The organism is Arthrobacter yangruifuii, from assembly GCF_009192775.1.
Lineage (GTDB): Bacteria > Actinomycetota > Actinomycetes > Actinomycetales > Micrococcaceae > Arthrobacter_B > Arthrobacter_B yangruifuii.
The window spans coordinates 208,691-234,581 of record NZ_VTFX01000001.1 but is presented as its reverse complement, the minus strand read 5'-3'; the positions used below and the strand labels follow the sequence as shown (position 1 = coordinate 234,581).

General features: G+C 64.9%; 17 protein-coding genes. 7 read left to right on the top strand and 10 right to left on the bottom strand.

Annotated features, from left to right (window positions below; all coding sequences use genetic code 11):
• Positions 1-67: 67 nt before the first annotated feature.
• The 4 genes from GD627_RS01170 to GD627_RS01155 all read right to left on the bottom strand — a co-directional run bounded on the left by GD627_RS01170 (position 68) and on the right by GD627_RS01155 (position 5,397).
• A complete protein-coding gene (locus GD627_RS01170; protein ID WP_152271015.1) occupies positions 68-1,261 on the bottom strand; it encodes a zinc ribbon domain-containing protein in 1,194 nt (397 codons plus the stop codon).
• A 147-nt stretch (positions 1,262-1,408) separates the two neighbouring features.
• Positions 1,409-2,848 (bottom strand): phytoene desaturase family protein, encoded by a 1,440-nt coding sequence (locus tag GD627_RS01165; RefSeq protein WP_152271014.1) that lies wholly within the window; start codon positions 2,846-2,848, stop codon positions 1,409-1,411.
• Entirely contained in the window at positions 2,849-3,940 is a 1,092-nt protein-coding gene (locus tag GD627_RS01160) for a lipid II:glycine glycyltransferase FemX (RefSeq protein ID WP_152271013.1), read from the bottom strand.
• Complete coding sequence (locus GD627_RS01155) at positions 3,937-5,397, bottom strand: glycosyltransferase family 87 protein (protein WP_152271012.1); 1,461 nt, start codon at positions 5,395-5,397, stop codon at positions 3,937-3,939. Before GD627_RS01155 ends, GD627_RS01160 begins: the two co-directional genes overlap by 4 nt.
• Before the next feature lie 174 nt (positions 5,398-5,571).
• On the opposite strand from GD627_RS01155, the gene GD627_RS01150 reads away from it, so the two are divergent.
• Complete coding sequence (locus GD627_RS01150) at positions 5,572-6,657, top strand: inositol-3-phosphate synthase (protein ID WP_146359852.1); 1,086 nt, start codon at positions 5,572-5,574, stop codon at positions 6,655-6,657.
• Between the two features lie 75 nt (positions 6,658-6,732).
• On the opposite strand, the gene GD627_RS01145 is transcribed toward GD627_RS01150, so the two are convergent.
• The 5 genes from GD627_RS01145 to GD627_RS01125 all read right to left on the bottom strand — a co-directional run bounded on the left by GD627_RS01145 (position 6,733) and on the right by GD627_RS01125 (position 13,157).
• A complete protein-coding gene (locus GD627_RS01145; protein WP_152271011.1) occupies positions 6,733-8,418 on the bottom strand; it encodes a formate--tetrahydrofolate ligase in 1,686 nt (561 codons plus the stop codon).
• A gap of 109 nt (positions 8,419-8,527) precedes the next feature.
• A complete protein-coding gene (mshA, locus tag GD627_RS01140; protein WP_152271010.1) occupies positions 8,528-9,772 on the bottom strand; it encodes a D-inositol-3-phosphate glycosyltransferase in 1,245 nt (414 codons plus the stop codon).
• A gap of 200 nt (positions 9,773-9,972) precedes the next feature.
• Entirely contained in the window at positions 9,973-10,293 is a 321-nt protein-coding gene (locus GD627_RS01135) for a hypothetical protein (RefSeq protein ID WP_152271009.1), read from the bottom strand.
• 684 nt (positions 10,294-10,977) lie between these two features.
• Positions 10,978-11,634, bottom strand: a complete 657-nt coding sequence (locus GD627_RS01130) for a histidine phosphatase family protein (RefSeq protein WP_152271008.1) — start codon at positions 11,632-11,634, stop codon at positions 10,978-10,980.
• Complete coding sequence (locus tag GD627_RS01125) at positions 11,631-13,157, bottom strand: CCA tRNA nucleotidyltransferase (RefSeq protein ID WP_152271007.1); 1,527 nt, start codon at positions 13,155-13,157, stop codon at positions 11,631-11,633. Before GD627_RS01125 ends, GD627_RS01130 begins: the two co-directional genes overlap by 4 nt.
• 143 nt (positions 13,158-13,300) lie before the next feature.
• On the opposite strand from GD627_RS01125, the gene GD627_RS01120 reads away from it, so the two are divergent.
• From GD627_RS01120 to GD627_RS01095, 6 genes are all read left to right on the top strand, one after another.
• Positions 13,301-13,831, top strand: a complete 531-nt coding sequence (locus tag GD627_RS01120; protein WP_146359833.1) for an NUDIX hydrolase — start codon at positions 13,301-13,303, stop codon at positions 13,829-13,831.
• Positions 13,832-13,897: 66 nt separating this feature from the next.
• The gene (murJ, locus tag GD627_RS01115) at positions 13,898-15,559 is read left to right on the top strand and encodes a murein biosynthesis integral membrane protein MurJ (RefSeq protein ID WP_281349948.1); all 1,662 of its coding nucleotides are present in this window, start codon (positions 13,898-13,900) and stop codon (positions 15,557-15,559) included.
• Between the two features lie 173 nt (positions 15,560-15,732).
• Positions 15,733-17,220 (top strand): ABC transporter substrate-binding protein, encoded by a 1,488-nt coding sequence (locus tag GD627_RS01110; protein WP_152271006.1) that lies wholly within the window; start codon positions 15,733-15,735, stop codon positions 17,218-17,220.
• Positions 17,221-17,389: 169 nt separating this feature from the next.
• The gene (trxB, locus tag GD627_RS01105) at positions 17,390-18,430 is read left to right on the top strand and encodes a thioredoxin-disulfide reductase (RefSeq protein ID WP_146359829.1); all 1,041 of its coding nucleotides are present in this window, start codon (positions 17,390-17,392) and stop codon (positions 18,428-18,430) included.
• Between the two features lie 27 nt (positions 18,431-18,457).
• Entirely contained in the window at positions 18,458-18,784 is a 327-nt protein-coding gene (trxA, locus tag GD627_RS01100) for a thioredoxin (RefSeq protein WP_146359826.1), read from the top strand.
• A gap of 6 nt (positions 18,785-18,790) precedes the next feature.
• The gene (locus tag GD627_RS01095) at positions 18,791-19,984 is read left to right on the top strand and encodes a peptidoglycan-binding protein (protein WP_146359823.1); all 1,194 of its coding nucleotides are present in this window, start codon (positions 18,791-18,793) and stop codon (positions 19,982-19,984) included.
• A 4,422-nt stretch (positions 19,985-24,406) separates the two neighbouring features.
• Here the strand turns inward: GD627_RS01095 and GD627_RS16540 are convergent.
• Positions 24,407-25,864: a ParB/RepB/Spo0J family partition protein gene (locus GD627_RS16540; RefSeq protein WP_425481887.1), complete on the bottom strand. Its 1,458-nt coding sequence runs from the start codon at positions 25,862-25,864 to the stop codon at positions 24,407-24,409.
• Between the last annotated feature and the right edge of the window lie 27 nt (positions 25,865-25,891).

The window sequence follows — 25,891 nt, the reverse complement described above, 5'->3', positions numbered from 1 at the left end:
AAACCTGCTGATATCCGGTTCCCCATGACCGGCGCCTGTTCGTGAGACCCCGGCGTTCGGCCTGCGGCTAGTCCCCGAACGCGATGTTGATCTTGTCCGGCTGGACATCCACCATGGCCGGCATCGAGTAGAGCTCAACCGTTCCCTTGATCGGCCCCCAGGAGTCGCCCTGCTTCTCCTCTGCTTCCAGGGTGAATTGTCCGTTCTTCGCGGTGAGCGGGAACGGAGAGGCCGGGCTGCCTTCGATCGACTCGTACGTAGGCTCCTTGGTCATGCTCCACTTGATGTTGCGGAAGTTCTTGGGGTCCTCACCGTCCGCCTTATTGGGGCAGCCCTGAGGCTGCAGTTCCGTTGCCTTCACGCACGCGGCAAGGTGGGCCTTCGTCTGGGCCTTGATCTCCTCGCGGGCCGCATCGGTGAGTTCTGCCCGGTAGGTGACATCCACCGGCTCCCCGATCTCGTCACCGGTGCGCACCTCCACGCTCACCTTCTCTTCGCCGCTGTAACCGATGTAGTCGGAACCGGTAGGCGTATTGAACGTGTAGTCACCGGGAAAGACCGCGAAGTACTTGGATTCCTCGAACGTGTCGATGCCGACACCGTTCACCGCCAGCTCCGAGGCGCCCGCATCCACCCGGTACGCAATCTCCGTTTCGTTCAACGGCGAGGTGAGTTCCCATTTCTCGAAGAACAGCGCCGCATCCCCTGCGGAGGTCAGGTCAAAGGTCACGGATGTGGTCTTGTCGCCCTGTTTGACGTCCGCGGTCACTTCAGCGAAGATCCCGGAGGCCTCCACATCGGTTATCTCGAATCCGCTGATCCGGTTGGCGGCCTTCGAATAGATCTCATTGGTCATCAGGGAATAGTCCTGCGCCTGGTAATAGCCCATCTCGTCATAGGCCGTGACCATGTCCATGGCCCCTTCGATGTCTCCGTCGACAACTGCCTGGAGATAGTCCTCCACCTGCAGCTTGGGGTTGTATTTCTCGCTCAGCTGCTTGTAGCCGAAGAAACCTCCCACCACCAGAAGCACCAACAGCCCGGCGACAATGCTGCCCGCAATGATCAGGCGTTTGCGCAGCTTCGGATTTGCCTTTTTCGGCGCCGGCGCCGGAGCGCCGTGCTGCCCGTAGCCCGGCGGAACCGCATAGGGCGACTGTTCCCGGGCTGGTCCATGGGCACCGGCGCCGGGCGGCGGTGTCCCCTGGTATCCCTGTGCGTCAGCTGTCGGTCCGTTCCTGTCCATCTGTCTGTCCCCCATGACGTTTTCCCTGTTTCGGTACCGCTGCGGCGCCGGTACCCGATAACTTACAAGGTTTTGCGGCATGGCCCACAATCTCCCCCGACCATGCGGATCAGGGGTTCCGCCGGGCCGTCCACACCGGGTCCGGCGTGCGTGGACGCCGCCCTAGGGGGCCAGTGAGGGCACCGGCAGGCCGAACACATCCTTGAGCGCCAGCCGGGCTGAGTGCAGGCCGCCCATCCCGTGCACTCCGGGTCCCGGCGGGGTGGAGGCGGAACTGAGGTAAACGCCGGGAACCCGGGTACGCCACGGTTTCGGCGACAGGACCGGCCGGATCAGCATCTGGGCCAGCGTTACGGCTCCGCCGCCGAAGTCGCCGCCCACGTAGTTGGCGTTGTACTGCGCCAGATCCGCCGCCGTCGTGACCTGCGACCGGACAATCACGTCACGGAAACCGGGGGCGAAACGCTCAATCTGGGCCGTGACCGCTTCGGTCATGTCCACCGTGGAACCGGCCGGCACATGGCAGTAGGACCAGAGGATGTGGCGGCCTGCGGGGGCGCGGGTGGGGTCGAAGCCGCTGGGCTGGGAGAGCAGCACGTAAGGGCGGCGCGGATGCCGTCCGGAGGCGACGTCATCCTCGGCCGCCGCCAGTTCCGCCCGGGTGCCGGCCAGATGGGCGGTTCCCGTGTGCGCCATCTCCGGATTGGTCCACGGCACCGGGCCGGAGAGGATGAAGTCCACCTTGCATGCAGCGTTCCCGTAGCGGAACCGTTCCAGGGCCCTGGCGTAGCGCGGCGGCAGCCGGTCCCCGCCCAGCTCCAGCAGTACCGACGGGGAGACGTCCAGGATGACCGCGCGGGAATCCGCCACCTCGTCCAGGGAGGTGATCCGGTGGCCGGTGGAAATCGTGCCGCCGTGGGCCCGCAGGTCATCGGCCATTGCCTCGGCGATCGCCTGCGAACCGCCCACCGGGAGGGGCCAGCCGACCGAGTGGGCCAGGGTGCCCAGCATCAGGCCGCCGCCCGCGGAAGGCAGCGAGGGCATTCTGCCCACGGGGTGTGCCGCGACTCCGGAGAGCAGGGCCGGAGCGGCGTCCTCCACGAACCGCCGGTTCCACAGGGGGGTGCCCTGGTCCAGGGCAGCCAGGCCGAAGCCCGCCAGTGCAATCGGATCCCGGGGAACGCTCAGCAGCGAGCCCATCAGCAGTTCGGTGACGGCTTCGCTGCGCTTCACCAGCGGCTCCATCAGGCGCCGGTAGGCAGCACCGTCGCGTCCCAGCCCGGCCACGGTCCGGTCCAGGTCCCGATACGCCAGTGCCGCCCGTCCGCCGTCGAGCGGTGAGGCATAGGAAATCTCCGGAACAACCAGGTCTATCCGCTTCTGGAGTTCAAAGCTCCGAAAGAACGGGGAGGCCAGGGCCATGGGGTGTACCGCGGAGCAGATGTCGTGCAGGTGGCCGGGTTCCAGAAGTTCCTTGGTACGGCTGCCGCCGCCCACCGTGGACCCTGTTTCGAACACCCGGACAGTGAGGCCGGCGCGGGCCATGATGACCGCGGCCGCGAGTCCGTTGGGACCGGCCCCGACTACACTGACATCACTCATTTAGGCTTCCCCGCCGCCCTTCCGTCCGGTGATCCGGCCCGCGAGCCCCTTGGCGGATGCCGGGAGGCTGCGCAGCTTCGCGGGCGCCTCGCGCCGCACCTTCAGGGCGTTTGCCACCAGAGCGTACCGCAGCGGATGCAGGGGAATGTCATAGGTGGTGGGAATGCTGACCACGGTCTTGGAGAAGTTCCGTTTGAACGTGGTGACGTTGATCAGGCTCGGATAGTTGTCACTGACAATGCCGGTCAGGCCGCACGCCGTGTTTCCCGCCTCCTTGAGCACCTTGAAGGCCTCCCAGAGCAGCAGGTAGGGCGCGTTGGTCTTCCGGGCACTGTGCGAGCTGGCCGCGAAATAGTAGACGGAGTACCCGCGGTACTCGGTGGTGATCAGCCAGGACACGGCCTGCCCGTCCATGTACGCCACCATGAGGCGCAGATGGTCGCCGAGTTCGGTGAGCAGGGTTTCGTAGAAGGTGGATTCGAAGCTGGAGAAGCCGTCCCGCGAAGCGGTTTCCTGCATGATCGGGAAGAGCTCCGTGCGGAACACCTCGGCCCACCGGCTTTGCTCAATGGTCTGGACCTTAACGCCCAGCTTCTCGGCCTTGCGGATCAGGTTCCGCGCATTGGAACGGAAGGACGCGAAGATCTGATCCGTGTCCGGGGTGAGGTCAACCACGATTTCGCGTTCGTACCAGCCGTGTTCCAGCGGCCCGGTGACCGGAGGCTGCGGATGCTCAATCTGCATGCGGATATACAGGGGGTCCACGGCGGGATCTGCCCGGAACTGTTCCTGCACCGTGGAGACCAGCCGCGCTTCGGCGTTGTGCGTGCGCTTGGCGAACCAGACGGGACCGTTGACCACTACCAGCGACGGACGCAGCCGCCGTTCGGAGCGGAGGTAGCTCGCGGTGGCAACCAGCGTGCCGCCGTCGTAATAGGCCCAGATGCCGTACGGGCTGCGGCCGAGTTTCCGCTCAAAATCCGCCCAGTACGGGGTCTGCTCCAGCGGAATCACCACATCGGGGTGCGCGGCGGCGAGCGCCTCGAACTCCTCGTTGCTGAGCTGCTCGGAACGGTATGGAACGGGGGTCACTGTGCTTCTTTCGCCGGGGCCGCATGCGTTTCCAAGGATACCGGCCTTCGCCTGCGCAGCACCCAGCGGTCCGGGGCACCGTCAAAGGGCCCGCCCTGGGGATCATCGACGCCGGAGCGGCGCACCGGGTCGCCGTCGGGCTCCAGGATGTCGGAAACCACGCGGACCATCAGGTAGCCGGTGGCCAGCACATGGCCCATGACGGCCAGCACGTAATAGGGCGAATCGAGGTTGTTCTGCGCCGCGCCGCCGGACGTTTCCTTGGCGAGGTACAGCCAGATGGCCCACCAGTGCATCACTTCGAAGAACTGCCAGATCAGGAAGTCGAGCCATCTGGGCCGGGCGAGGGCGGCCAGCGGAAGGAGCCAGAGGACAAACTGCGGGGAGTACACCTTGTTGGTCAGGATGAACGCCGCCACGATCAGGAAAACCAGCTGCGCCATACGCGGCCGGCGCCGGGCCCGAAGCGCCAGCACGGCGATTCCTCCGCATGCAAGCGCGAAAAGCAGGTAGGCCCAGACATTGATGAACTCCGCGCCGACGCCGGTTCCGCCGGCCTGTTCCACCGTCAGGTTCCAGGCGAACCAGACGGAGGAGTAGCCGGCCGGTCGGTCCGCGGTGAAGGTCAGGAAGAAGCGCCAGGACTCGTAGTCCCGGAGCAGGAAGGGAAGGTTCACCGCCAGCCAGGTGACCGCCGCGGCGGCAAAGGCCAGGACCGCCGGGCGCGGGCGCGGGGTCCGCAGTGCGAGCACAAGCACGGCGCCGAGGATCAACACCGGGTAGAGCTTCAACGCGGTCCCCAGCCCTATCAGCACCCCCGCCGCCACCGGCCGGTTCCGGGCGAACGCCAGCATGCCCAGCGTGGCAAGCATCACGGCAAAGATGTCCCAGTTGATGAACATGGACAGGACCGCCGCCGGGGCCACGGCCACCATGGCGGCATCCCAGGGCCGGCGCCCGGCCAGGCGCATGGTGGCGATGACCGTGGCGATCCACGCGCCCGTGGCCAGCACCGCGTTCACGTCGAAGAACTGCAGGGACCTCAGCGCCGTTGCGCCGTCACCGGGCACCAACAGGGCGGCGGCACCGGCCAGGAGCCCCAGGAGGACCGGGTACTCAAAAAACGCGCCCTCCGTGAAGAAGGGAAAAACTCCGTCCCCCAGCCCCCGGGTGCGGAAGAGCTCCGGCCAGTCCGAATAGCAGGCGGCATAAAACTGCTCGGAGGTGCCCCACCCGCCGGCCCGGCAGGGGGTTTTGACCAGGACGGCCAGCAGCGCGGCTGCAGTGGTGAACAGGATCAGCACCCGTTCCACGGTGAAGAATCCCGGCGACACGATGCCCGGGGCGGCATGCCGGCCGAGCGGGCCGCCGATGCCCTCCGAGAACTTCCGCAGGAACGGGTCATTGCGGGACGGCGCCGCAATGCGCTGCGGACCGCGCCGGGAGTTGGGCTGCATGGGTCAAGTATCCATCAGACGGCCGCGGCCTCCGGCGCGGCTTCGACGCCGGGTGCCGCGGGCTGCGGGACCCGGCCGGGCCTGGCTAAACCTCGGATGTGATCCGTTGCACGTAGACTGTGGGGGTTGTCTGCGCCCGCGGCGGGCGTTCAACATTTTCTTCAAAGGAGAACTGTGTCCGAGAACCCCATTCGGGTGGCAATTGTCGGTGTTGGAAACTGTGCAGCTTCGCTGGTGCAGGGTGTCCAGTACTACCGCAGTGCCGACCCCAACGAAACCGTCCCTGGCCTGATGCACGTCAAGTTCGGCGACTACCACGTCAATGACGTCCAGTTCGTCGCAGCCTTCGACGTCGACAGCAAGAAGGTCGGCCTCGACCTGGCTGACGCAATCGGTGCAAGCGAAAACAACACCATCAAGATTGCCGACGTTCCGCAGACCGGCATCACGGTGCAGCGCGGGCACACGCTGGACGGGCTGGGCAAGTACTACCGGGAAACCATCACCGAATCCGATGCCTCGCCGGTGGACATTGTCGCTGCCCTGCGGGACAACGCCGTGGACGTCATGGTCTGCTACCTGCCCGTGGGCTCCGAGCAGGCTGCAAAGTTCTACGCGCAGTGCGCCATCGACGCCGGCGTTGCCTTCGTGAATGCACTGCCCGTTTTCATTGCCGGCACCAAGGAGTGGGCGGACAAGTTCACCGCTGCCGGCGTCCCGATTATCGGCGATGACATCAAGAGCCAGATCGGCGCCACCATTACCCACCGCGTGATGGCCAAACTGTTCGAGGACCGCGGCGTGGTCCTGGACCGCACGTACCAGCTGAACGTCGGCGGCAACATGGACTTCAAGAACATGCTTGAGCGTGAGCGCCTGGAGTCCAAGAAGATCTCCAAGACCCAGGCCGTCACCTCCAACACGTCCGCCGACCTGAAGGCCGACGACGTCCACATTGGCCCGTCGGACTACGTTGCCTGGCTGGATGACCGCAAGTGGGCCTTCGTGCGCCTCGAGGGCCGCAACTTCGGCGACGCTCCGGTGTCCCTGGAATACAAGCTGGAGGTCTGGGACTCCCCCAACTCCGCCGGCGTCATCATCGACGCCGTGCGCGCCGCCAAGATTGCCCTGGACCGGGGCATCGGCGGACCGATCCTTTCGGCTTCGAGCTACTTCATGAAGTCTCCGCCGGAGCAGTACAACGACGACATCGCCAAGGAAAAAGTGGAGCAGTTCATCCGCGGCGAGGTTGAACGCTAAACCCCCGGCAGCATCAGGCCCCCGGCTCCGGAACGTTCCGGAGCCGGGGGCCTTGCCGTGTCAGCGGATGGAACCCTAGATGAGGCCGCTCGGCGTTCCGTCCGCGGCCACGCCCATGCGCAGCGCCGCCGGTTCCTTGGGCAGTCCCGGCATGGTCATGACCGCGCCGGTCAATGCCACCACGAAACCTGCCCCGGTCTTGATGGACAGATCCCGCACATGCAGGGTGAAGCCCGACGGTGCGCCCGGCACGGCCGGATCGTCGGAGAAGGAATAGGGCGTCTTGGCCATGCAGACCGGCAGGTGCTCCAGTCCGCGCGCGGCGATCTCCTCCAGGCGGCGCAGTGCGGGCGGAGCAAATTCGACGTCTGCGGCACCGTAGATCTGCCGGGCCACGGTACGGATCTTCTCTGCCACCGGCATCTCGTCCGGGTAGAGGAACCGGAAGTCCGCCGGCCGTTCCAGGGCCCGGAGCACGGCCGCCGCCAGGTCGTCACCGCCCGGCCCGCCGCCGCCGTTCTCCCATACTTCGGCCACCGCGGCACTGACGCCCTGTTCGGCGCACCAGTTCATGAGCCAGCCCAGTTCGGCGTCCGTATCCGTGGTGAAGCGGTTGACCGCCACCACGGGGTTGATCCCGAACCGGCGGACATTGTCCAGATGCCGGTGCAGGTTGACGACGCCGGCCTGCAGCGCCGGAAGGTTTTCCGCCGCCAGGCTGTTCCTGGACACGCCTCCGTGCATTTTCAACGCACGGACGGTCGCCACGACCACCACGGCGTCCGGGGCAACATCCGCCACCCGGGACTTGATGTCCAGATACTTCTCCGCCCCGAGGTCAGCCCCGAACCCGGCTTCGGTCACCACCACATCAGCCAGGCGCAGCGCCGCGGAAGTGGCAATCACCGAATTGCAGCCGTGCGCAATATTGGCGAACGGTCCCCCGTGGACCAGCGCCGGGGTGCCGGCCAGGGTCTGCACCAGGTTCGGTTTCAGTGCGTCACGCAGCAGCAGCGTCATGGCGCCCTGGGCTCCGAGATCGGCTACGGTGACGGGCCGGCGGTCGTAGGTGTAGCCCACGGTGATACGGGACAGGCGGTCCGTGAGGTCCGTAAGGTTCCGGGCCAGGCAGAAAACCGCCATCACTTCCGAGGCCACGGTGATGTCGAAGCCGTCCTGGCGCGGCACGCCCTGGGCCGGGCCGCCCAGGCCGATGACGACGTCGCGCAGTGCGCGGTCATTCATGTCCAGGACACGTTTAATAGTGATGCGGCGCGGATCCAGGCCCAGTTGGTTGCCCTGGTAGATGTGATTGTCCAGCAGCGCGGCAAGCGCGTTGTTGGCTGAGGTAATGGCGTGGAAATCGCCGGTGAAATGCAGGTTGATGTCTTCCATGGGCACCACCTGTGAATAACCGCCGCCCGTGGCGCCGCCCTTCATGCCGAGAACCGGCCCCATGGACGGCTCGCGAAGGGCGATCATCACGTTTTGGCCTGCCCGGTGCAGGGAGTCCGCCAGTCCCACCGTGACAGTTGATTTGCCTTCGCCGGCAGGCGTGGGACTCATGGCAGTGACCAGAACCACCCGGCCGCGGGCCGAATCCTCCCGGAGGAGGGCCGGGTCGATCTTCGCCTTGTACCGTCCGTAGGATTCCAGTGCGGCGTCGGGAATCGACGCGGCTCGGGCAACCTCGGTGATGGGCAGCAGGCGGGCCGCCCGGGAGATTTCCAGGTCGGAGGGCATCTCGGCACTGATACGCATGGGTCTGCGTTCCTTCCGCTGTGCCGTCAACGGATGTCACTCGACGGCTGCTGGTCTTTGGATGGAAGCCAAGCTATCAGCAGTGCCGGGACGCCGGGGCCGGTTTGGCCTATTTGCGGACGGAGCGGCTGGCGAACTGGTCCGCGGCCTCCCGGTAGCTTTCCGCCGTCAGCATGGCCGTCCGGCGCCAGCCGAACGCCTGGGCGTGCGCAGCCGCACCTTCCCCCAGCGCCCGACGGCGTTCGGGGCCTTCGTAGAGTGCCTCCAGTTCCGCGGCCCACCGGCCGGGAGCGTGTCCGTCCACCAGGACGCCGCTTCGGCCGTGATGCACGGCCTTGGGCAGCCCGCCCACATTCGCGGCTAGGACGGGGGTACCGCAGGCCTGGGCCTCGAGGGCAACCAGGCCAAACGATTCGCTGAAGGACGGCACGGCAACAACGTCTGCTGCGCGGAACCAGTCGGCCAGCTGGTGGGACCCCACGGGCGGGCGCAGGAACACAGTGTCCTGCAGGCCCAGCCTGCGGATCAGCGGGGCAAGGTCCAGGACGGAAGAGCCGCTGCCGGCGCCGAGGATGCTCACCCGCAGGGGAATGTCCGGACGGCGCCTGCGCAGTTCCGCGGCCGCCTCGACCAGCACCTGGGGGCCTTTCAGCCGCTGGATCCGCCCGGCGAAGACCACGTGGAAAACGCCGCGGGGGAAACCCGTCCCGGCCTGCACCGCGGTCCTGCCCCGGGGGGAAAACACATTCAGGTCCACGCCCGGCGCCACCACGTCCACGGCGGCAGGATCGGCGCCGTAAAGCGTTTCCAGTTCGGCTGCTTCGGTGCTGGTATTGGCAATCAGGCGGGTGGCCCCGCGGACCACCTGCTGTTCTCCGTCGATCCGGACCTGCGGCTCCGCGGCTTCGCCGGGCTGGACCTGGAGGTTCTTGACGCGGGCCATGGTGTGCATGGTGTGGACCAGAGGAAGGTCCCACTGCTGCGCGACGGACAGCCCTGCGGTACCGGATACCCAGTAGTGCGAGTGCACCACGTCAAACCCACCGTCCAGCAGGAACGGCTGCGCGTCAGCCACCGCATGGGCCAGATCCAGATAAGGCAGTTGTTCCTTGGGTACTTTCCGGACCGGACCCGCCGTGACATGGCGGACGGTGACTCCGGGTGCCAGTTCCACGTTCCCTGTCAGCCGCGGGTTCGTGGCCCGGGTGAAGATCTCAACCTCGGTCCCGGCGCGGGCAAGTTCAAGTGCCACGGAGCGCACGTAGACGTTCATGCCCCCGGCGTCGCCGGAGCCTGGCTGTTCAAGCGGGGAGGTATGGAGGGAGAGCATGGCCACGCGATTGACCTGGGGCACCTTGCTCCCTTCCTGACAGACTTCTTCTCTATCGACTTTATAACGCCGCGGGGTGCAGCTTTGTTTCCTGTCATGCGGAACACGTTTCCCCGGCCCGCCGCAGGCCCGGCACGGCACTGCCCGGTCCCCCGCGGAGGGACCGGGCAGTGCCGTGCAGGACCGGGCTGTGCCGTGCAGGACCGGGCTGTGCCGGAGCGGGATTACTTGACGGAATTGAAGTAGTGCAGGAGCAGATAGCCGTCCCTGCCGTTCAGCGCAGCGTCCATGCGCGATTCACGGACGGCCTCGGAGCGGAGGTAGGAGCTTCGCAGGCGCTTGAGCATCTGATACACCCCCTTCCCTACACGTCGAAGGAGCGGAGCGGGTTGTTCCGGAGGCCTGGCGGGGGGAAGCAGCTGCACGGCATTGCCGGTGGTGTCGCTGCCCGGCCCGGTCCGGGTGGGGAGATCATTTTCGAGGAGGGTGGTTTTGGGCAGGCTCGTATTGGGCAGGCTCGTATTGGGCAGGGGATATTTAGGCACTGGAATCTCCGACGGGAAAAGCCCGAATAGGGCACGGGAAATAACGGGGTAAAAGGCATCCAATTGATGCGAAGACCCTATGGAACGGCGCAACTAATCACATCAAGGCGATTTTCGGGAAATGCCCGACTATGACGTAAAAATGCCATTCAAAGGGGAAAACCGGCTGCGGATCAGCAGATGCGTAAAAACCGCGGACGCCTTAAGGAAGCGGCGCCGGGGTGTCCAGGCGAAGAAGCTGTGCTGACATCGGCGCCGGTGGCGCGGGGCAAAGTGACCGTGACGGGCGGTTGCCGGCGTGGGCGGTTGCCCGGGCGGCAGCTGTTACGCTGAAACGCCCGGCAGGCCCGTGGCCGCGGTAAACCGCGGAGACAGCCGGCCCGCGGGGACCGAAGTCGGGACCCGGGGAGCCCGGAAGGATGGCCGGAGATTGCCGCCGGTGACTGCACCGTGCATGCCATGAATATTCATCAATCTCCACCTCCTGTTAGCGGTACCCGGGGTCCTGGACCCGGCACGGGGACGCCTAGCAGCGCCATAAGCCGGAAATCCATTTAGGTCTGCAGGCCGTAAAAGTGCCTGCAAAAGAAAGGTACAACAGGCATCAGGGTCCTGCCTAGTACTTTCAATAAAATTCCTGAAAAAGTTTATGCCGGGCCAGGAGGAACCGGCCTTAATGCGGGGTTAGAGATTCCATCCGACAACGGCCGGGGTGTGCTTGTCCCAGCCGAGGACGCAGACGGCGGCGGTGCTCAACGCGAAATGCCTGCCCATCTCGGGGGCAAGACCAAGCCACCGCGCTGCCAGGATGCGCAGGAAGTGGCCATGTGCCACCAAGAGGACTTTCTCCACCGGCGTCGCCCCGGGATCGCGGTCCATTGCGGTGCCGCAGCCGGCCTGCACCGAGGAGATGATGCGGTCAGCACGTTCAGCAACCTGGGCCAGCGTCTCGCCGTTGGGCACGCCGTCCTTCCAGATCAGGTAGCCGGGGTTTTCGGCCCGCACCTGACGGCTGTTGCGGCCCTCGTTGTCGCCGTAGTCCCATTCGTGTGCGTGGGGAACCACTTCGGCGTCGGGGTAGCCCACCAGCTCAGCGGTACGGCGGGCACGGATCAGCGGGGAGGTGAGCACCCGGTCGAAGGTCACCGGGCCGATCTTCTTTTCCGCTGCCCGGGCCTGGCCTTCACCCTCTGCGGTGAGGGGGATGTCCGTCAGGCCGGTGTAGTTGCCTTCGCGGGACCATTCAGTTTCTCCGTGACGCAGCAGCCAGAGCCGGGGCAGCCGCGTTCCGGACGGAGTCAGGTCCGGAACTGCCGGTCCGAAGTTTTCTCCGTTGCTCATTTTTTGCTGTCCTTCTCGTTCGGTCCTGCTGCTTCCGGTTGCTCCCGGGATTCCCTTTCCGTTGTATCAGGGATTGTGCCAGTGCCGGCAATCGGGTTCTCCGGTTGGTCGGCCCACCACGCGTGCAGCAGCTCCGCGGTTTCAGCCTCGCTGCGCGGTCCGTTTTCCATCCGTTCCTCCAGCAGGAACCGGTAGGCCCGGCCCACCACCGGACCGGGCCGGATCTGCAGCAGGGCCATGATCTGCTCACCGTCCAGGTCCGGACGAATGGCGGCCAGCTCTTCCTGCTCTGCCAGCGCGGCAATCCGCTGCTCCAGGTCGTCATAGGCGAAGGCCAGCCGCTCGGCCTTGCGCCGGTTTCGGGTGGTGACGTCGGACCGGGTGAGGCGGTGCAGCCGCTGCAGCAGCGGTCCGGCGTCATTTACATACCGCCGCACCGCTGAATCGGTCCAGCCTGCGTCCCCGTAACCATAGAAGCGCATGTGCAGTTCCACGAGCCGTGCAACGGCCTTCGTAGTGTCGTTGTCGAACCGCAGGGCCTTCATGCGCTTGGCGGTGAGTTTGGCCCCCACACCGTCGTGGTGGAGGAAGCTCACGGATCCGTTCGGTTCAAAACGCCGCGTAGCCGGCTTGCCGACGTCGTGCATCAGGGCGGCGAAACGCAGCACGAAGTCCGGCGCCGGCACCGGACCATCGCTTCCGGTTTCCAGCTCGCAGGCCTGGCGGAGCACCGTCAGCGAGTGCTGGTACACGTCCTTGTGCCGGTGGTGCTCGTCGATCTCCAGCCGAAGCGCCGAGACCTCGGGCAGCACATGGTCGGCCAGCCCGCTCTCCACCAGCAGGTCCACGCCGGTCCACGGAGCCTTGCCGCAGATCAGCTTGGTCAGTTCATCCCGGACCCGTTCCGCGGAGATGATCCCGATCCGCCCGGCCATCTCCCGCATCGCTTCAAAGACATCCGGTGCTACCTGCACTCCCAGCTGGGAGGCGAAGCGGGCGGCCCGCATCATGCGCAGCGGATCGTCGGAGAACGACGTCGACGGCGCACCGGGAGTGCGCACCATGCCGGCGTGCAGGTCGCGGGCTCCGCCGAAGGGATCCACCAGTTCCATGGACGGCAGCCGCAGTGCCATCGCGTTCATCGTAAAGTCACGGCGGAACAGGTCGTCTTCAAGCTTGTCGCCGAAAGCCACGGCGGGCTTGCGGGAGTCGGGATCATAGGCATCGGCCCGGTAGGTGGTGACCTCCACCTGGTAGCCGTCCTTGCGCATTCCGATGGTGCCGAACTCCCGGCCGATCTCCCAGAAGGTATCGGCCCAGCCCTTGATGACCCTGATGATGTCATCCGGGCGTGCATTGGTGGTGAAATCCAGGTCCGGCGACACCCGGCCCAGGAACAGGTCGCGGACGGGACCTCCCACCAGTGAGAGCTCATACCCGGCAGCCTCGAAGCGCGCACCGAGTTCCGGAATCACGTCGGGTAAGGGGGAGTTCAAAGCCGAGCTATCAAAAAGGTGCACCATAGTGCTTTAAGCCTGCCAGATAAAACAGCGAAGACCGACAACCGGGGCTCACCCGTGCGCGGACACGCCGAGGGTTCCCGCTTCCCTCCCGGCTGCCCGGATAACAGTCATCATCGCCGGGCAAAGATCGTTACAGTGGGAGTATGGCCCATCCCGTACCGAGCGCCCCCAAGCGGACCCCGTTGACAGCGTCAATGGGCGGCGCCGGTGCGCATTCGGTACATGCACCGCTGCCCACGGTCGAAGAAGTCTCCGCCGGCGGGATTGTGGTGGATACCTCAACCGAGCTGCTGCAGGTCGCCATTATCGCCCGGCTGAACCGCGGCGGGCGGCTGGAATGGTGCCTCCCGAAAGGCCATCCCGAGAACGACGAAGACAACCAGAGTGCCGCCATCCGGGAAATTGCCGAGGAAACGGGGATCGACGGCCGCATCCTGACGGCTCTGGGCAGCATCGACTACTGGTTCACGGTCAGCGGTCACCGCGTGCATAAAACCGTCCATCATTTCCTGCTCGAGGCCTGCGGCGGGCACCTGACCATAGAAAATGATCCGGACCACGAGGCCGTCGACGTTGCCTGGATTCCGCTGGCGGAACTCGGCCGGAAGCTGTCCTTCCCCAACGAACGCCGCATCGCGGACCTGGCCCGCGAAATCCTCCCGCGTTACCTCTGATACTTCCGGCCCGGCCGGGCCGTCGGTTGAGGGAATCCCTGCCCGAGGTGAGAACATAGGGTCACGATGGCCGAAAAGACTATAGCCCCCAGTACCGCGCGCTCGAGTGCCGTAATGGCAGCCGGAACGCTGGTTTCCCGCCTCCTTGGACTCGTCCGCACCGCCCTGCTGGCTGTTGCCATCGGCAACACCGGGCTGGTCAGCGATGTTTTCAGCTCCGCCAACGTGCTGCCGAACTTCATCTACCTGATGGTGGCCGGCGGCGTGTTCAACGCAGTGCTGGTGCCGCAGATCATTAAGGCCAGCAAGCGGCCGGACCGGGGTACGGACTACGTCTCCAGGGTGCTCACGCTGAGCCTCGTGCTGCTGGGCGGCATTGCCCTGGTGGCCACGCTGGCGGCGCCCGTGATCCTGTCTGCCGTCCTGTCGCTGAGCGGCGATCGGCTGACCCTGGCGACGACCTTTGCCTATTGGCTCTTCCCGCAGATTTTCTTCTACGGTGCGTACGCGGTGATTGGGCAGATCCTCAACGCCAACGGCAGGTTCGGCGCCTATATGTGGGCGCCCGTGGTGAACAACATCGTGGCCATTGCCGGACTCCTCGTCTTCATTTCGTTCGTTGGCCGCGAGGAGGCGTCGTCGTTCTCCCCGGAGACCTGGACCACGCAGGCCACGGTGATCCTGGCCGGAAGCACCACCCTCGGCATTGCGCTGCAGGCACTGGTCCTGGTGTTCCCGCTGCGCCGGCTGGGCCTGGGGCTGCGGCCCTCCTTCGGACTGCGCGGCGTGGGGCTGCGGGAGACCGGCCATGTGGCCAAGTGGACCATCATCACCATGCTGATTGGCAACGGCGCCTATCTGGTCTACACCCACGTGGCCACGATCGCCTCGGACGCCCGGCCCGCGTATCTGGCCAGGGGCCAGGAGATCGCCGGGCAGTTGAACCTGGAAACGGCGTCGATGCTGTACATCATCCCGCACTCGGTCATCACCCTGTCCCTGGCCACGGTGCTGTTCAACAACATGTCCCATGCCTACGCCGAGAAGAACTACGACGGCGTGCGGGAAACCCTTTCCCAGGGGCTGCGGGCCATCGGCGTGGCCACGGTCTTCTGCTCGGCGGTGCTGATTGTCCTGGCCGGTCCCATCAGCGTCTGGTTCAGCGGCGGTTCGCCCGTCTCGGCCACCCTGCAGGCCCAGGTCCTGGTGCTGCTGGCGGTCACGGCCCCCTTCCTTAGCGCCACCTTCCTGATGAACCGGGCGTTCTACGCCAACGAAGATGCCAAGACCCCGATGATCATGCAGGTGATCCTCTCGGCTTTCGGCGTTGCCCTGGCCGTGGGCGCGGCCGCCCTGCCCGCTGACAAAATCATCTTCGGCCTGGCCGTGGCCTATTCCCTTGGCAACATCGCCGCCGTCGTGGTCAGCCATATCTTCCTGCGGCGCAGTCTGGGCGACTACGGCGGAGCCCGGATCTTCGACGTCCATGTGCGCCTCGTGGTTGCTGCCCTGGGTGCGGGCGTCGTCGGCTCGGCCATGCTGGCCCTGATGGGCGGCTACTCAACGGACGGGTTTGCCTGGCATTCCGTCCCCTCGGCCACAGTGGTGCTGGTGGTCTGCGGCGCGTTGATGGCAGTGGCGTACTACCTGCTGCTGCGCGTCCTGAAAGTCACCGAGTTGGACGCTTTCCTGGCACCGCTCCTTGCCAAACTCCGCCGGACTCCCTAAAGCGCGCTTCCGGCATTCTTCCGCGTCACAGGTAGCATGGGAGCAAAGCAGGCAGGTCAGGACTGCGGCAGCCGGCCGTGTTCCATGTCCGTGAATAAAGTACGCATGGTCAAATACGCAATGGTCGCAACAAAACGCGCCGCAGTCTTATTGCCGTTTCATGGGAGGAACACGTGCCACAGTCGCTAGACGTCGGTTCAGTACTGGGCGGCCGTTACAAGGTAACTGCCCGGGTGCTTGCCTCAGCGGAGCAGGATCAGGTTCTCGACGGCGTGGACCAGGTCCTCAACCGATCTGTGAGCATCCTCGTCGCTGCCCCCGTCAACGCCAGCCAGGTCTCGGCCAGTGCCCGTGAAATCGCCACCGGTGAACGCAACAGCAACGTCCAGGTGCTGGATCTGGGCGTCAGCGACGGCCGTACCTACTTGATCACGAACAATGCCAACGCCGCAGATCTCCTGGATCTGGTGATTGAGCGGGACGCTCCCTACGTAGAGCCGTTCTTCACTGACACTTTGGGCTCGGAAATCTTCGGCATGCCCCGCTCCCGGGAACCGGAAAATGACGACGAAGAGGACTACGCGGAGCGTGAGCCCCGCAGGCCGCTGCTCTCCGGCGGCACCAAGCCCAGGAAGTCCCGGCTCGGCAGGACCGGAGCCGCAGGAACCGCAGCCGCCGTCGGGTCCGCCGGCGCGGAACGGGACCTCGAATTCGGCGACGCCGCCGACGCCCCGGCGGAAGCCGCAACCGGCGGTGCCAATGTTCCCCCGGCCCCCGTTGGCCGGCCCGGGCAGTCCGGGTCCTCAGCGACTGCCAAGGTCACCAAATGGGAAGAGGATGAACCCCGCGCGGTTCCGGTGCCCGAACGCAACGCCCGTTCCGCCTCGACCTTCCCCAAATCCGCCGTGGCGGACGGGTCCTACGAGGAGGACGGGTATGACCCGTTCGGCTTCGACGACGACTACGATGCTGACGCAAACGACACCGGCGACAAGCCGAACCGCAAATCCGGCCGCGTCCTTATCGGTGCGATCCTGAGCCTTGTGCTCGTCCTGGCCGTGGTCCTCGCAGTCTCCCAGCTGGGCAAAATGGGGGAAATGTTCGGGTCCACTTCGGAAGCGGGAACGTCAACGGAGCCCGCGCAGGAGCCTTCAGCGGAAGCTACGGACGCCGGCGAAGCCGCTCCGGCGCCCGCGCCCGCGCCGGAAATCGCCGGCATCACCCGCTTCGTTCCGGAAAACACGCTCTTGGACGCGGACAATGACGGAACCCTGCCGCAGATCATCGACGGCAACCCTTCCTCGTACTGGTCCAGTTTTGTCTACGCCAGCGACACCTTCGGCGGACTCGCCCCGAGCCTGGCCCTGGTGGTGGACCTGGGTGAGGAATCGGCCGTGAACGAGGTCAACATCACCCAGGTCAACGGCACGGGCGGCAGCTTCACCGTGATGCTCAACGACACTCCGGACCTGGAGGGGGCAACACCGGTGGCCCAGAGCGGGTTCACCGGCCCGACCAGCAGCATCCCGGTGCCCAAGACGGACGGCCAGGTTGCCTCTGCCCGCTACGTCATCGTTAACTTCACCCAGCTGCCCCGTCTCAACGGGGTCCAGGCCCAGTACCCGTGGGGCCTGAGGATCGCCGAAATCGGCGTTTCCTGACTCCTGTGCACCGATCCGGCCGTGTAGCCGCAACGGGCATGACCCGCGCGGCACCGCCGGAATAAGCTGGCAACAATAGTGGTTGTGCAGGGTAACCACCAAGGTACCGGGTCTCCCGGTCCGCAGATGTAGTTCGAGACTGTAGTTCAACAAGGAAGAGGAACACCCCGTGAGCACCGCAAACCCCGTAGCCACCGACGGCGCCGCAGCCGGCGACGTCCGCGAGGTCATCATTGTCGGCTCCGGACCCTCCGGATACACCGCCGCCGTCTACGCAGCACGCGCCAACCTGAAGCCGCTGCTGATCGCCGGCTCCGTCACCGCCGGCGGCGAGCTGATGAACACCACGGACGTGGAAAACTTCCCCGGGTTCCCCGAAGGAATCATGGGTCCGGACCTGATGGCGAACTTCGAAAAGCAGGCCGCGCGTTTCGGCACGGAAATCCTTTTCGAGGACGTCACCGAGGTAACGCTCGACGGCGACATCAAGACCGTCACCATCGGTACCGGCGAGACCTTCCGTGCCCGGGCCATCATCATCTCCACCGGTTCCGCCTACCGGGAACTCGGCCTGCCCGATGAGAAGCGCCTCTCCGGCCGCGGTGTCAGCTGGTGTGCCACCTGCGACGGGTTCTTCTTCAAGGGTCAGGACATTGCCGTCGTCGGCGGCGGCGATTCAGCCCTGGAAGAGGCCCTCTTCCTCACCAAGTTCGCTTCGTCCGTGACGGTCGTCCACCGCCGGGACAGCCTGCGTGCCTCCAAGATCATGCAGGAGCGGGCCCTCGCCCACGAAAAGATCCGCTTCGCCTGGGATTCGGAAGTAGCTGCCATCCGCGGCGAGGACAAGGTCACGGGCCTCGTCCTGCGCAACACCAAGGACGGCTCCGAGTCCGAGCTGAATGTCACAGGCGTGTTCGTTGCCATCGGCAATGACCCCCGCACGGACCTGGTACGCGGCCAGCTGGAACTCACCGAGGAAGGCACCATCGCCGTCCTCGGCCGCACCTCCAAGACCTCCCTGCCGGGCGTATTCGCGGCCGGCGACGTCATCGACCCGACCTACCGCCAGGCCATCACGGCCTCCGGTTCCGGCTGCGTGGCCGCCGTCGACGTCGAGCATTACCTCGCCGATCTCGGCGATTCCGTCTCCACCGCGGCGGAGGTCCCCACCCCGCCGGCCGAGGCTGTTTCCGAACACGCAGCCCTCTAGTCCCGTTCTTCATAAGGAGTGCAAAAAATGAGCAGTGCAAAAGCAGTAACCGATGCTTCCTTCGGCACCGACGTCCTGACCGCCAACAAGCCGGTCATCGTGGATTTCTGGGCCGAATGGTGCGGTCCGTGCCGCATGCTGTCCCCCATCCTCGACGACATTGCGGCTCAGTACAGCGACAAGGTCGATGTGGTGAAGGTGAACGTGGACGAAAACCCCGCGATCGCAGCCCAGTACGGCATCACTTCCATTCCGGCCGTCTACGTGTTCCAGGACGGTAAGGTTGCGGCGACGTCCATCGGCGCCAAGCCGAAGCAGGTCCTGGAGCAGGAATTCGCGGCTTTCCTGAAGTAAATATCAATGACTGTGCATGGTGAGAGCCTGCGAAGGCTGGATGCCAGCCGGCGCGTAGTGACGCTTCGTGAAGCGTTGCTGCGCGCTGGCGTCACCCTGTCCTACCTGGCACCCGACGCCGTAAATGATCCGACGATCTTTGATGACCATGTGGACGCCGCGGTCCGTGCGTTCCAGCAGAGCCGCGGCCTGATTGTTGACGGCGTTGCCGGTCCGGACACCCAGCGTGCGCTGTCCGAGGCGCAATTCCGGTTCGGAGACCGTACCCTTAGCTTCGTCGAGGGCGGGCAGCTGCGGGGCGACGACGTCGCCGAACTGCAGCGGCACCTATCCCACCTGGGCTTCTATTACGGTCATATTGACGGCAGTTTCGGCGTGCGTACCCGTTACGCCGTGGCCGAGCTGCAGCAGAACCTCGGCCTGCCCGGCAGCGGTGTCTGCGACGGTGACACCATGCAGGCGATGTCCCGGGTGAACCGCGCCATTACACCCAGCCAGGCCTTCGCCCTGCGTGACTACGAGCGGCTGGACCGTTCCACGGCAGCCCTGCGCGGGCGAGTCATTTCCGTTAACATCGGCCGGTCCCGGCTGCAGTCCCCGCACGCCGTGGAGCGCCTCAGCGGGGAACCGCTGACCGAGCAGCTGGTCACCACGGACATTGCGGGGCGCGTTGAACGCATCCTGCGGGAGTTCGGTGCCCGTCTGGTTCCCCAGCAGCCCGATTTGCTGCGCGAGCCGGGGTCACGCCGGAACACTCCCAGCCTGAATCTGGACATCCACTGTGACTGGCTGGACCAGCAGGCAGCCTCCGGCATGGCCGCCTACTACTGGGGCCTTCCGGGCACCGGCGAGGCGCGGTCCCCCATCGGCCACCGTGCCGCTGTCCTGTTGCTGAAGGAACTCGGTGCCCGTACCGACCTGGACAATCTGGGCGTCCATGCCCGGACCTGGGACACCTTGAAGGTCCCCGGCGTACCCTCCGTGGGGCTCGACCTGGGCTATCTCAGCAACGCGCACGACGCCGAGCGCCTTGCCGATCCGGTCTTCCGCCAGACGGTTGCCGATTCCATCGTGATCGGAATCCAGCGGCTGTATCTGCTGGAAGAGGAAGACCAGCCCACGGGGACCCTGGCCCTCGATGACGTGCTGAAGTTCAACCCGAGGGAAGAGCCGGCTGCCCGGCGGGTTTCCGGACTGTAGGTTTCCTGCATCGTGGATGCCCTCATGCCCCGTTTCGTCAGGACGAATTGAGGGCGCTGATGAATCCCTGCGCCTGCCGTGCTCCGGCCGCCGTTCCGGGCATGGGCATGGGCAAAGACACGATTCCCGTCTCGGGGAACCAATCGGCTGGCAGGATTACACCGGATTCCAACCCTTAGCGGTTGTTGGCGCAGCATTATCTGAAGGTCGGACCTCCTTTGAAGCTGACGCCGATACCTTGCTCCGTTCCGGCGCTATCCGGCTGGGCTCCCGTCACGAGTGCTGCAGCGTGGGTCGCTCACCGGGGTCTGCACCGCTTCAATGGCGGCTCTTGTGGTGAAGGACCGGTTGCCGGGCAGACCTGCAGAACGGCAACCTGCAGGATGAACAGGTACGCCGCAGCATTGCCGGCCTACCTCCACACTGCAGATGGCCATGACGATTGAGCGGCCGGCAATCCCCTCCGCCGCATCCGCAACCACTTTCGCGGCAGCCATGGCGACGTGCAGGATGCACGAGAAGGAGTTTGGTGTTCGGCGTTTCCGGCGTTTCCGGGCAATGGTTCCGTGCACTGCGGCCGCCCGTCTCCGGGTTTCCCACAAAGCTTTCCGGCACCCTGAAGCTCCTACGCCCTGGGGTACAGCGGAGGCGAAAGCCTCATTGGGGAAGCACTCGGGCTGGGCGGAACCGCCGCGGCCCAGCCCCTTCGCTGAGGCCCGTCTCCGTCGGTACTCCCGCAGAGCTGGTAGAACTGACGATGCCCCTCTTTGAGAGGGTAGACCTGACGGCGCCCTCTTCGATGTCGCGTGGGCCGAGCATCCAACCTTGCGGATACCAGCACTGGGTGGGCGAGGGATTCCCTACGAGTTGGACGACGCGTCCACTACCCTTCACCGACTCGTGCCACCGTTGCACCTCGACGCAACCGTGCCCACCGGCGGCCTACCGGGCCCACCGTTTTCGCCCCTCGGCTACAGTCGTTCAGCGATGCCTACGAGCACCTGCAGGCGTCTTCCCTCAGCGTTTCACGTGAAACAGTTGACTCGGAAAGAACGGTCGGCGAGCGAAAATGTCTGACCTAGGTGTCTAAATCCAACCCACTGCAATTGTTATAGAGGGTCTGGTGCCCCTCCAGTAGCCCGTTCCGGTCTGCTTCCGGCGTCAGGGCGCATAGGCGGCGTTGCCGGACACTTCGCCTGTGCTCCTTCATTCGCATACCGTCACACGAGTATCTGCAGCCGCTTCCACCCTGCCCCTGGCCCCATGCCGGCGCACTGTCGGCACTGATACTCATTTGAGACACGGGAAGCCGTCGGCCGGTTGCGGCGTTGTTCCGGAAGCAGGAGTCCTAACTCCGTCGTTCCCTGTTGTGCCGCCGGCCCCGCCCACGCAGGCAAAAATCCGAAGAATGCACCGGGAGCACGTACGGACGGCTGGTAAAGGGGTGCCGCCGGCAGCGTCGTTCCTGTGGGGCGGCCTTGATGTGTCCTTGTCCGCGGGGCAGCCGCAGGTGGCCGGGAATAGGTGCATCGATGTGCAGCTACAACTGGGACGAGGCGCTGCCGCCGTACCTGCCCCGAGCCTTCGGCGGGAGGCGCGCAGCGGGCGTGATGTGGGAGGCGGACAAATGCGGAACCCAGCCCCCATTGTTCACAGCGAGGTGTGCCTCGTCCCCCGCCCTGCCCTGCCCTGCCCTGGCCAGGCGGGGCAGGGCAGGCCTCACCAAGGCGGGGCAAGGCAGGCCTCACCAGGGCAGGGCAGGAATACGCACACCATCGGGTGCGGTGGCGATGCGCCCGAGTGGCACCTCTGAAATTTCCTGGCCAGCGTGGCCAATACAGCTGCGCCGTTGGACGCTGAGAGTGCAGCTCAAGAAACACTCGGTCCCTGATGCGGGCGGGCCAGCTAATCCCTAAACATTCCTCTGATTCTGGACTGCCGCAACCGTAGCGCAGCTGTGCCCCTTCCTTGCATACAGAGACTGATCCACCCGCCCGGCGGCGAGGTGCCTTCGGCGAGTCAACTACGCAAGGATGCATTCCTCAACAACAAACCACGATAACGACAAGTGCCACCCGCAGGGGCTTGCCCGCAGGGGCTTGCCCGCGTGCATTCCTCCAGGACTGTGATGGGACACCCTGAAAAAGATGGGTCCCCCTGACAAAATCGTATGTGCCCTTCGAATGACGAACGTGGGAACGCTGGAAGCCCGCTTGCTGTGATCCCACGGCGCCCACCTCCGCCACCTACGGTGAGCGTTGTCCGACCACGTCCAGGCTGCCTTGGCAGGTGGTGAAATTTGGGTTGCCAGATGCCAGGTCCGACGCCGGAAGATCCTCCGCGGCCCGTCTTCTGCAGGATCAGCAATGTCCGTCAGGGACCACAACGGTTGAATCCTGCGATTCAGCTAAGCCACGCTAAAGCTTGTCGCTCCTTGTCCAGTGCTGCGCCAGTCCTGGGCATGGCTGCGTTTCACGTGAAACAGTACGTCTCAGGTCGTCCGTCCGAGCCGGACTGCCGATGGGTATTGAACGGGGTGCCGCCAGAGTTGGCTCTCTGCGCATTACCCTGCGGCCCGCGCCCGGTACACGGGCCAATCAGGTACCACGGCGGAGTGCGGCGATAGTCGCCTTGCTAACAGCGAAGGGACCCTAATAAACTGAAGCCAATTCACCGAGGTCGTGTCGTGAGTGCCCGCCTTCACTCACTGGAGCGGATGGGTTGGCTACCTCGCGTGCTCGTATTCATAATTTGCCTGGCCTGTCGGCGAAGGGCCCCGCACGAGTCCAGGGCGTTTCACGTGAAACACACGCCCCGGGACCAACTCTCTAGGACCGATCGGAGCCCTCAAACCAGACCGCTTCGTACGAGTCGCCTCATGACGGGCACCGATCCGGCTCGCACGGGAGCAGCCCACGGGAGTTCAGAACAGGTCGCCACCGATCATGTACCCATGCGGAACTACCGTGCGCAGGGGTACCATGTCATCCACACGCCCGTACAGGAGTGGCCACGGGCTAGTGAAACGCACTCACCCCAGAACCTGGTTGGGGCGGATAGAGATCGGACGCGGTTCATGTGCGCCCCACATAACGACCTGTTCTTCCGGAAGGCCGGTCCAGATAGACAACCAGCCGGCCGGCTATTTGCGCCCGTAAACTCTCAGGGCCTGGCGGCTGCACGGAGATGGACTAGCGACTTCCGGATTATTGCGGCGAGACAGCTGGCATCGGTAAGTCGGGACTATTGACGGCAAGCAGACGCGTGGTGCCGGAGATGCGGAGCCGTTTCACGTGAAACACTGCGGCGGTAGCGGTCTTTCCCCGCGCACCAAGTGGAGATTTGTCCCTGGTTCCCTAGGTTGAGCCCTACCCAGACCGTTGAAAGAAGCCACTAACCGCGCTCGAAAGGCGCTGGGGGTCCTATTCTCATGAATACGATGCTCACTCCCTATGTCAGAAACCCTAGATGCAGTGTCCGCCAGATATGGCTGCGCTGCGATCGCCGGAGTCATATCGCGACGCAACACCATGCCGGTGCAGCGGGGCAGGTCAACGCTGCTGTTTGTCCGTCGACGTGTCGATTATTCTGTGCTGTTTTCTCTACTGCCTTCGTCATTACTGCTCATAGCAGCCTGTTTCACGTGAAACGATGCTGCTTGCTGGCGCGAGAAGAAAGGCTCGTTCATCATCCAACGCGACGCCCTTTCCAAGAACGCCGGCGCACTACCGGCGTTTGCGATGCCCGCTATGCGAGGCCACTGAAGAGTCAGGGCCGAAAGCACGGAGTCGGGCCTGCCGTCTGGCTGGCTGGGTAGTCCCGGAGCCACACAGCCAGTCACATCGGGCCGCGGATTTCATAGATCCGGTGGGCGCGCCTCGTGGGGTAGGCACGAACTGCGGACGCTTTGCCGCCAGTGTAGATTTCTCTCCCGAACGGGCCAGTTGCCTGACCTACTCCAGCACTGCACGGCCCGGGAATGTCGAGTCGGCAATCGGGGTGTTTCACGTGAAACACGGCAGTCGTGCACGTCCATTCAGTAGAGCAGTCACGGACTGCCGCGGAGCACCCGGCTAACTCCATCCTCTGTTCTTACAATCACAAGACCCCTAGCCGCCACAGCAAAGCGTAGATGTCGGGCATGGCGGGGACGCATACACAACCGAAGAACATCTCGTTTCATGCGATGTCTCGGAAACATCTCCCATTCTAGGACCTGGGCCATCTACTAGAAGCAGGACGCCCACGCCGCGGAACTCTGGCTGCAACGGCGACCGCCAGCCCGCCACCGGCAGAGGACTCATTGAACCGGCAGCCTCTGCCGCGGACCTGAATACGCCGGCTAAAGCACCAGACTGTTAAATGCTAAGGCCGGTGTTTCACGTGAAACACCGGCCTTTTCTTAGGCATACCGCAAAGCGGCTACTCGCTGGGAGCAGCAAGAACTCCCATGATCCGGTTCAGGTCATCGACGCTCGCGAATTCGATGCTAACTTTGCCCTTGCGGGCACCGAGAGTAATTTTCACGTTGGTATCCAGCCGGTCAGAGAGCGACGTCGCCAGGTAGTCAAGTCGTTCGTGACGCGCACCGATCTTCGGCTTAGACGTCTTGGCCGGCTTCCGCAGACCGTCAGAGAGCGAGACAATCTCTTCGGTCGCCCGCACCGAGAGTCCCTCAGCCACGATCTTCTGCGCCAGTTTCTCCATTTCCGCGGAATCACCGAGCCCCAACAGGGCACGGGCGTGCCCCGCGGATAGGATCCCAGCAGCCAAGCGCCGCTGTACCAGTGGGGGAAGCTTCAGCAACCGCAATGTATTGGTTACCTGCGGCCGTGACCTGCCGATACGTTCGGCCAGCTCCTCATGTGAGCACTCGAAGTCGTCCAGAAGCTGCTGATAGGCAGCTGCCTCTTCAAGCGGGTTCAGCTGGCTGCGGTGCAGGTTCTCCAACAGGGCGTCACGAAGGAGGTCGACGTCCTGCGTGGATCGGATAATCGCCGGAACGGCATCCAGCCCGGCTTCACGGGATGCCCGCCACCGCCGCTCGCCCATAACCAGCTCATAAGGGTGTTCGGCATCATCCTCGGGGGAAGGCCGCACCACAATCGGCTGCAGTACCCCGATCTCGCGGATGGAGTGCACCAACTCGGCCATGTCGTCTTCATCGAAGACTGAACGCGGCTGCTTCCGGTTCGGATGAATGGAATCGATCGGCAGTTCCGCAAAGGTCGCACCCGGAACCTGGACCAGCCCGGTACCGCCGGCATCCCCTGTGGACGTTTCCCGTGAAACATCCCCGGGCTGCACATGGCTACCCACTTCAGACACGTTGTTCTCGTCCTGCGGTGCGGAGGTATTGGGAGAGGCGTCCACAGGCGTCCTGGGGCCCGCTTCAGGTACGTCCCCAGTCTTCGGCCCGCCCTGCGCTCCCGCGCCGTCCTGCGGCGCTACAGGGGCGTCCTGCCGCGCTACAGCGGCTCCGGCGGAGGTCCCTTCCACGGGAGCAGGGGAGGACTTCCCTCCCCGTTTGCGAGCCTTATCACCGAGCGATACGGAAGAGCCACCTTCGACGCCGGGCACTGCGGCCCCGGCCTCCGGTGTGGCACTGGGGACAACCTTAGAGCCATCCTCGGCTGACGCGGATTCGGAGGAAGCAGTCTTTGCCGCCTGCCGCGCGTTGGAACTGCGTGTAGTCGACTTCTTTGCCGGGCCGCGGAGGGCGTCTTTGTTGATCCCCGCTCCCCGCCTGGGGCCGGCGGTGCCGGAAGTCGAACGCGACTCGTCGGCTGCGGCAAAAAACAAATCAACCGGGCGGCCGGAAGCAACGTTTACCTGATTCGGACTTTCAGTCTCCGCAGGCTCGGCACTGCTGGGAATCAATGCTCCCAGACCGCGGCCCAAACCACG

Bases quoted from the DNA above. Each gene is read 5' to 3' on its own strand.
- GD627_RS01170 (WP_152271015.1), bottom strand. From the start codon at position 1,261: ATGGGGGACAGACAGATGGACAGGAACGGACCGACAGCTGACGCACAG.
- GD627_RS01165 (WP_152271014.1), bottom strand. From the start codon at position 2,848: ATGAGTGATGTCAGTGTAGTCGGGGCCGGTCCCAACGGACTCGCGGCC.
- GD627_RS01155 (WP_152271012.1), bottom strand. From the start codon at position 5,397: ATGCAGCCCAACTCCCGGCGCGGTCCGCAGCGCATTGCGGCGCCGTCC.
- GD627_RS01145 (WP_152271011.1), bottom strand. From the start codon at position 8,418: ATGCGTATCAGTGCCGAGATGCCCTCCGACCTGGAAATCTCCCGGGCG.
- GD627_RS01130 (WP_152271008.1), bottom strand. From the start codon at position 11,634: ATGAGCAACGGAGAAAACTTCGGACCGGCAGTTCCGGACCTGACTCCG.
- GD627_RS01125 (WP_152271007.1), bottom strand. From the start codon at position 13,157: ATGGTGCACCTTTTTGATAGCTCGGCTTTGAACTCCCCCTTACCCGAC.
- GD627_RS01120 (WP_146359833.1), top strand. From the start codon at position 13,301: ATGGCCCATCCCGTACCGAGCGCCCCCAAGCGGACCCCGTTGACAGCG.
- murJ (WP_281349948.1), top strand. From the start codon at position 13,898: ATGGCCGAAAAGACTATAGCCCCCAGTACCGCGCGCTCGAGTGCCGTA.
- trxA (WP_146359826.1), top strand. From the start codon at position 18,458: ATGAGCAGTGCAAAAGCAGTAACCGATGCTTCCTTCGGCACCGACGTC.
- GD627_RS01095 (WP_146359823.1), top strand. From the start codon at position 18,791: ATGACTGTGCATGGTGAGAGCCTGCGAAGGCTGGATGCCAGCCGGCGC.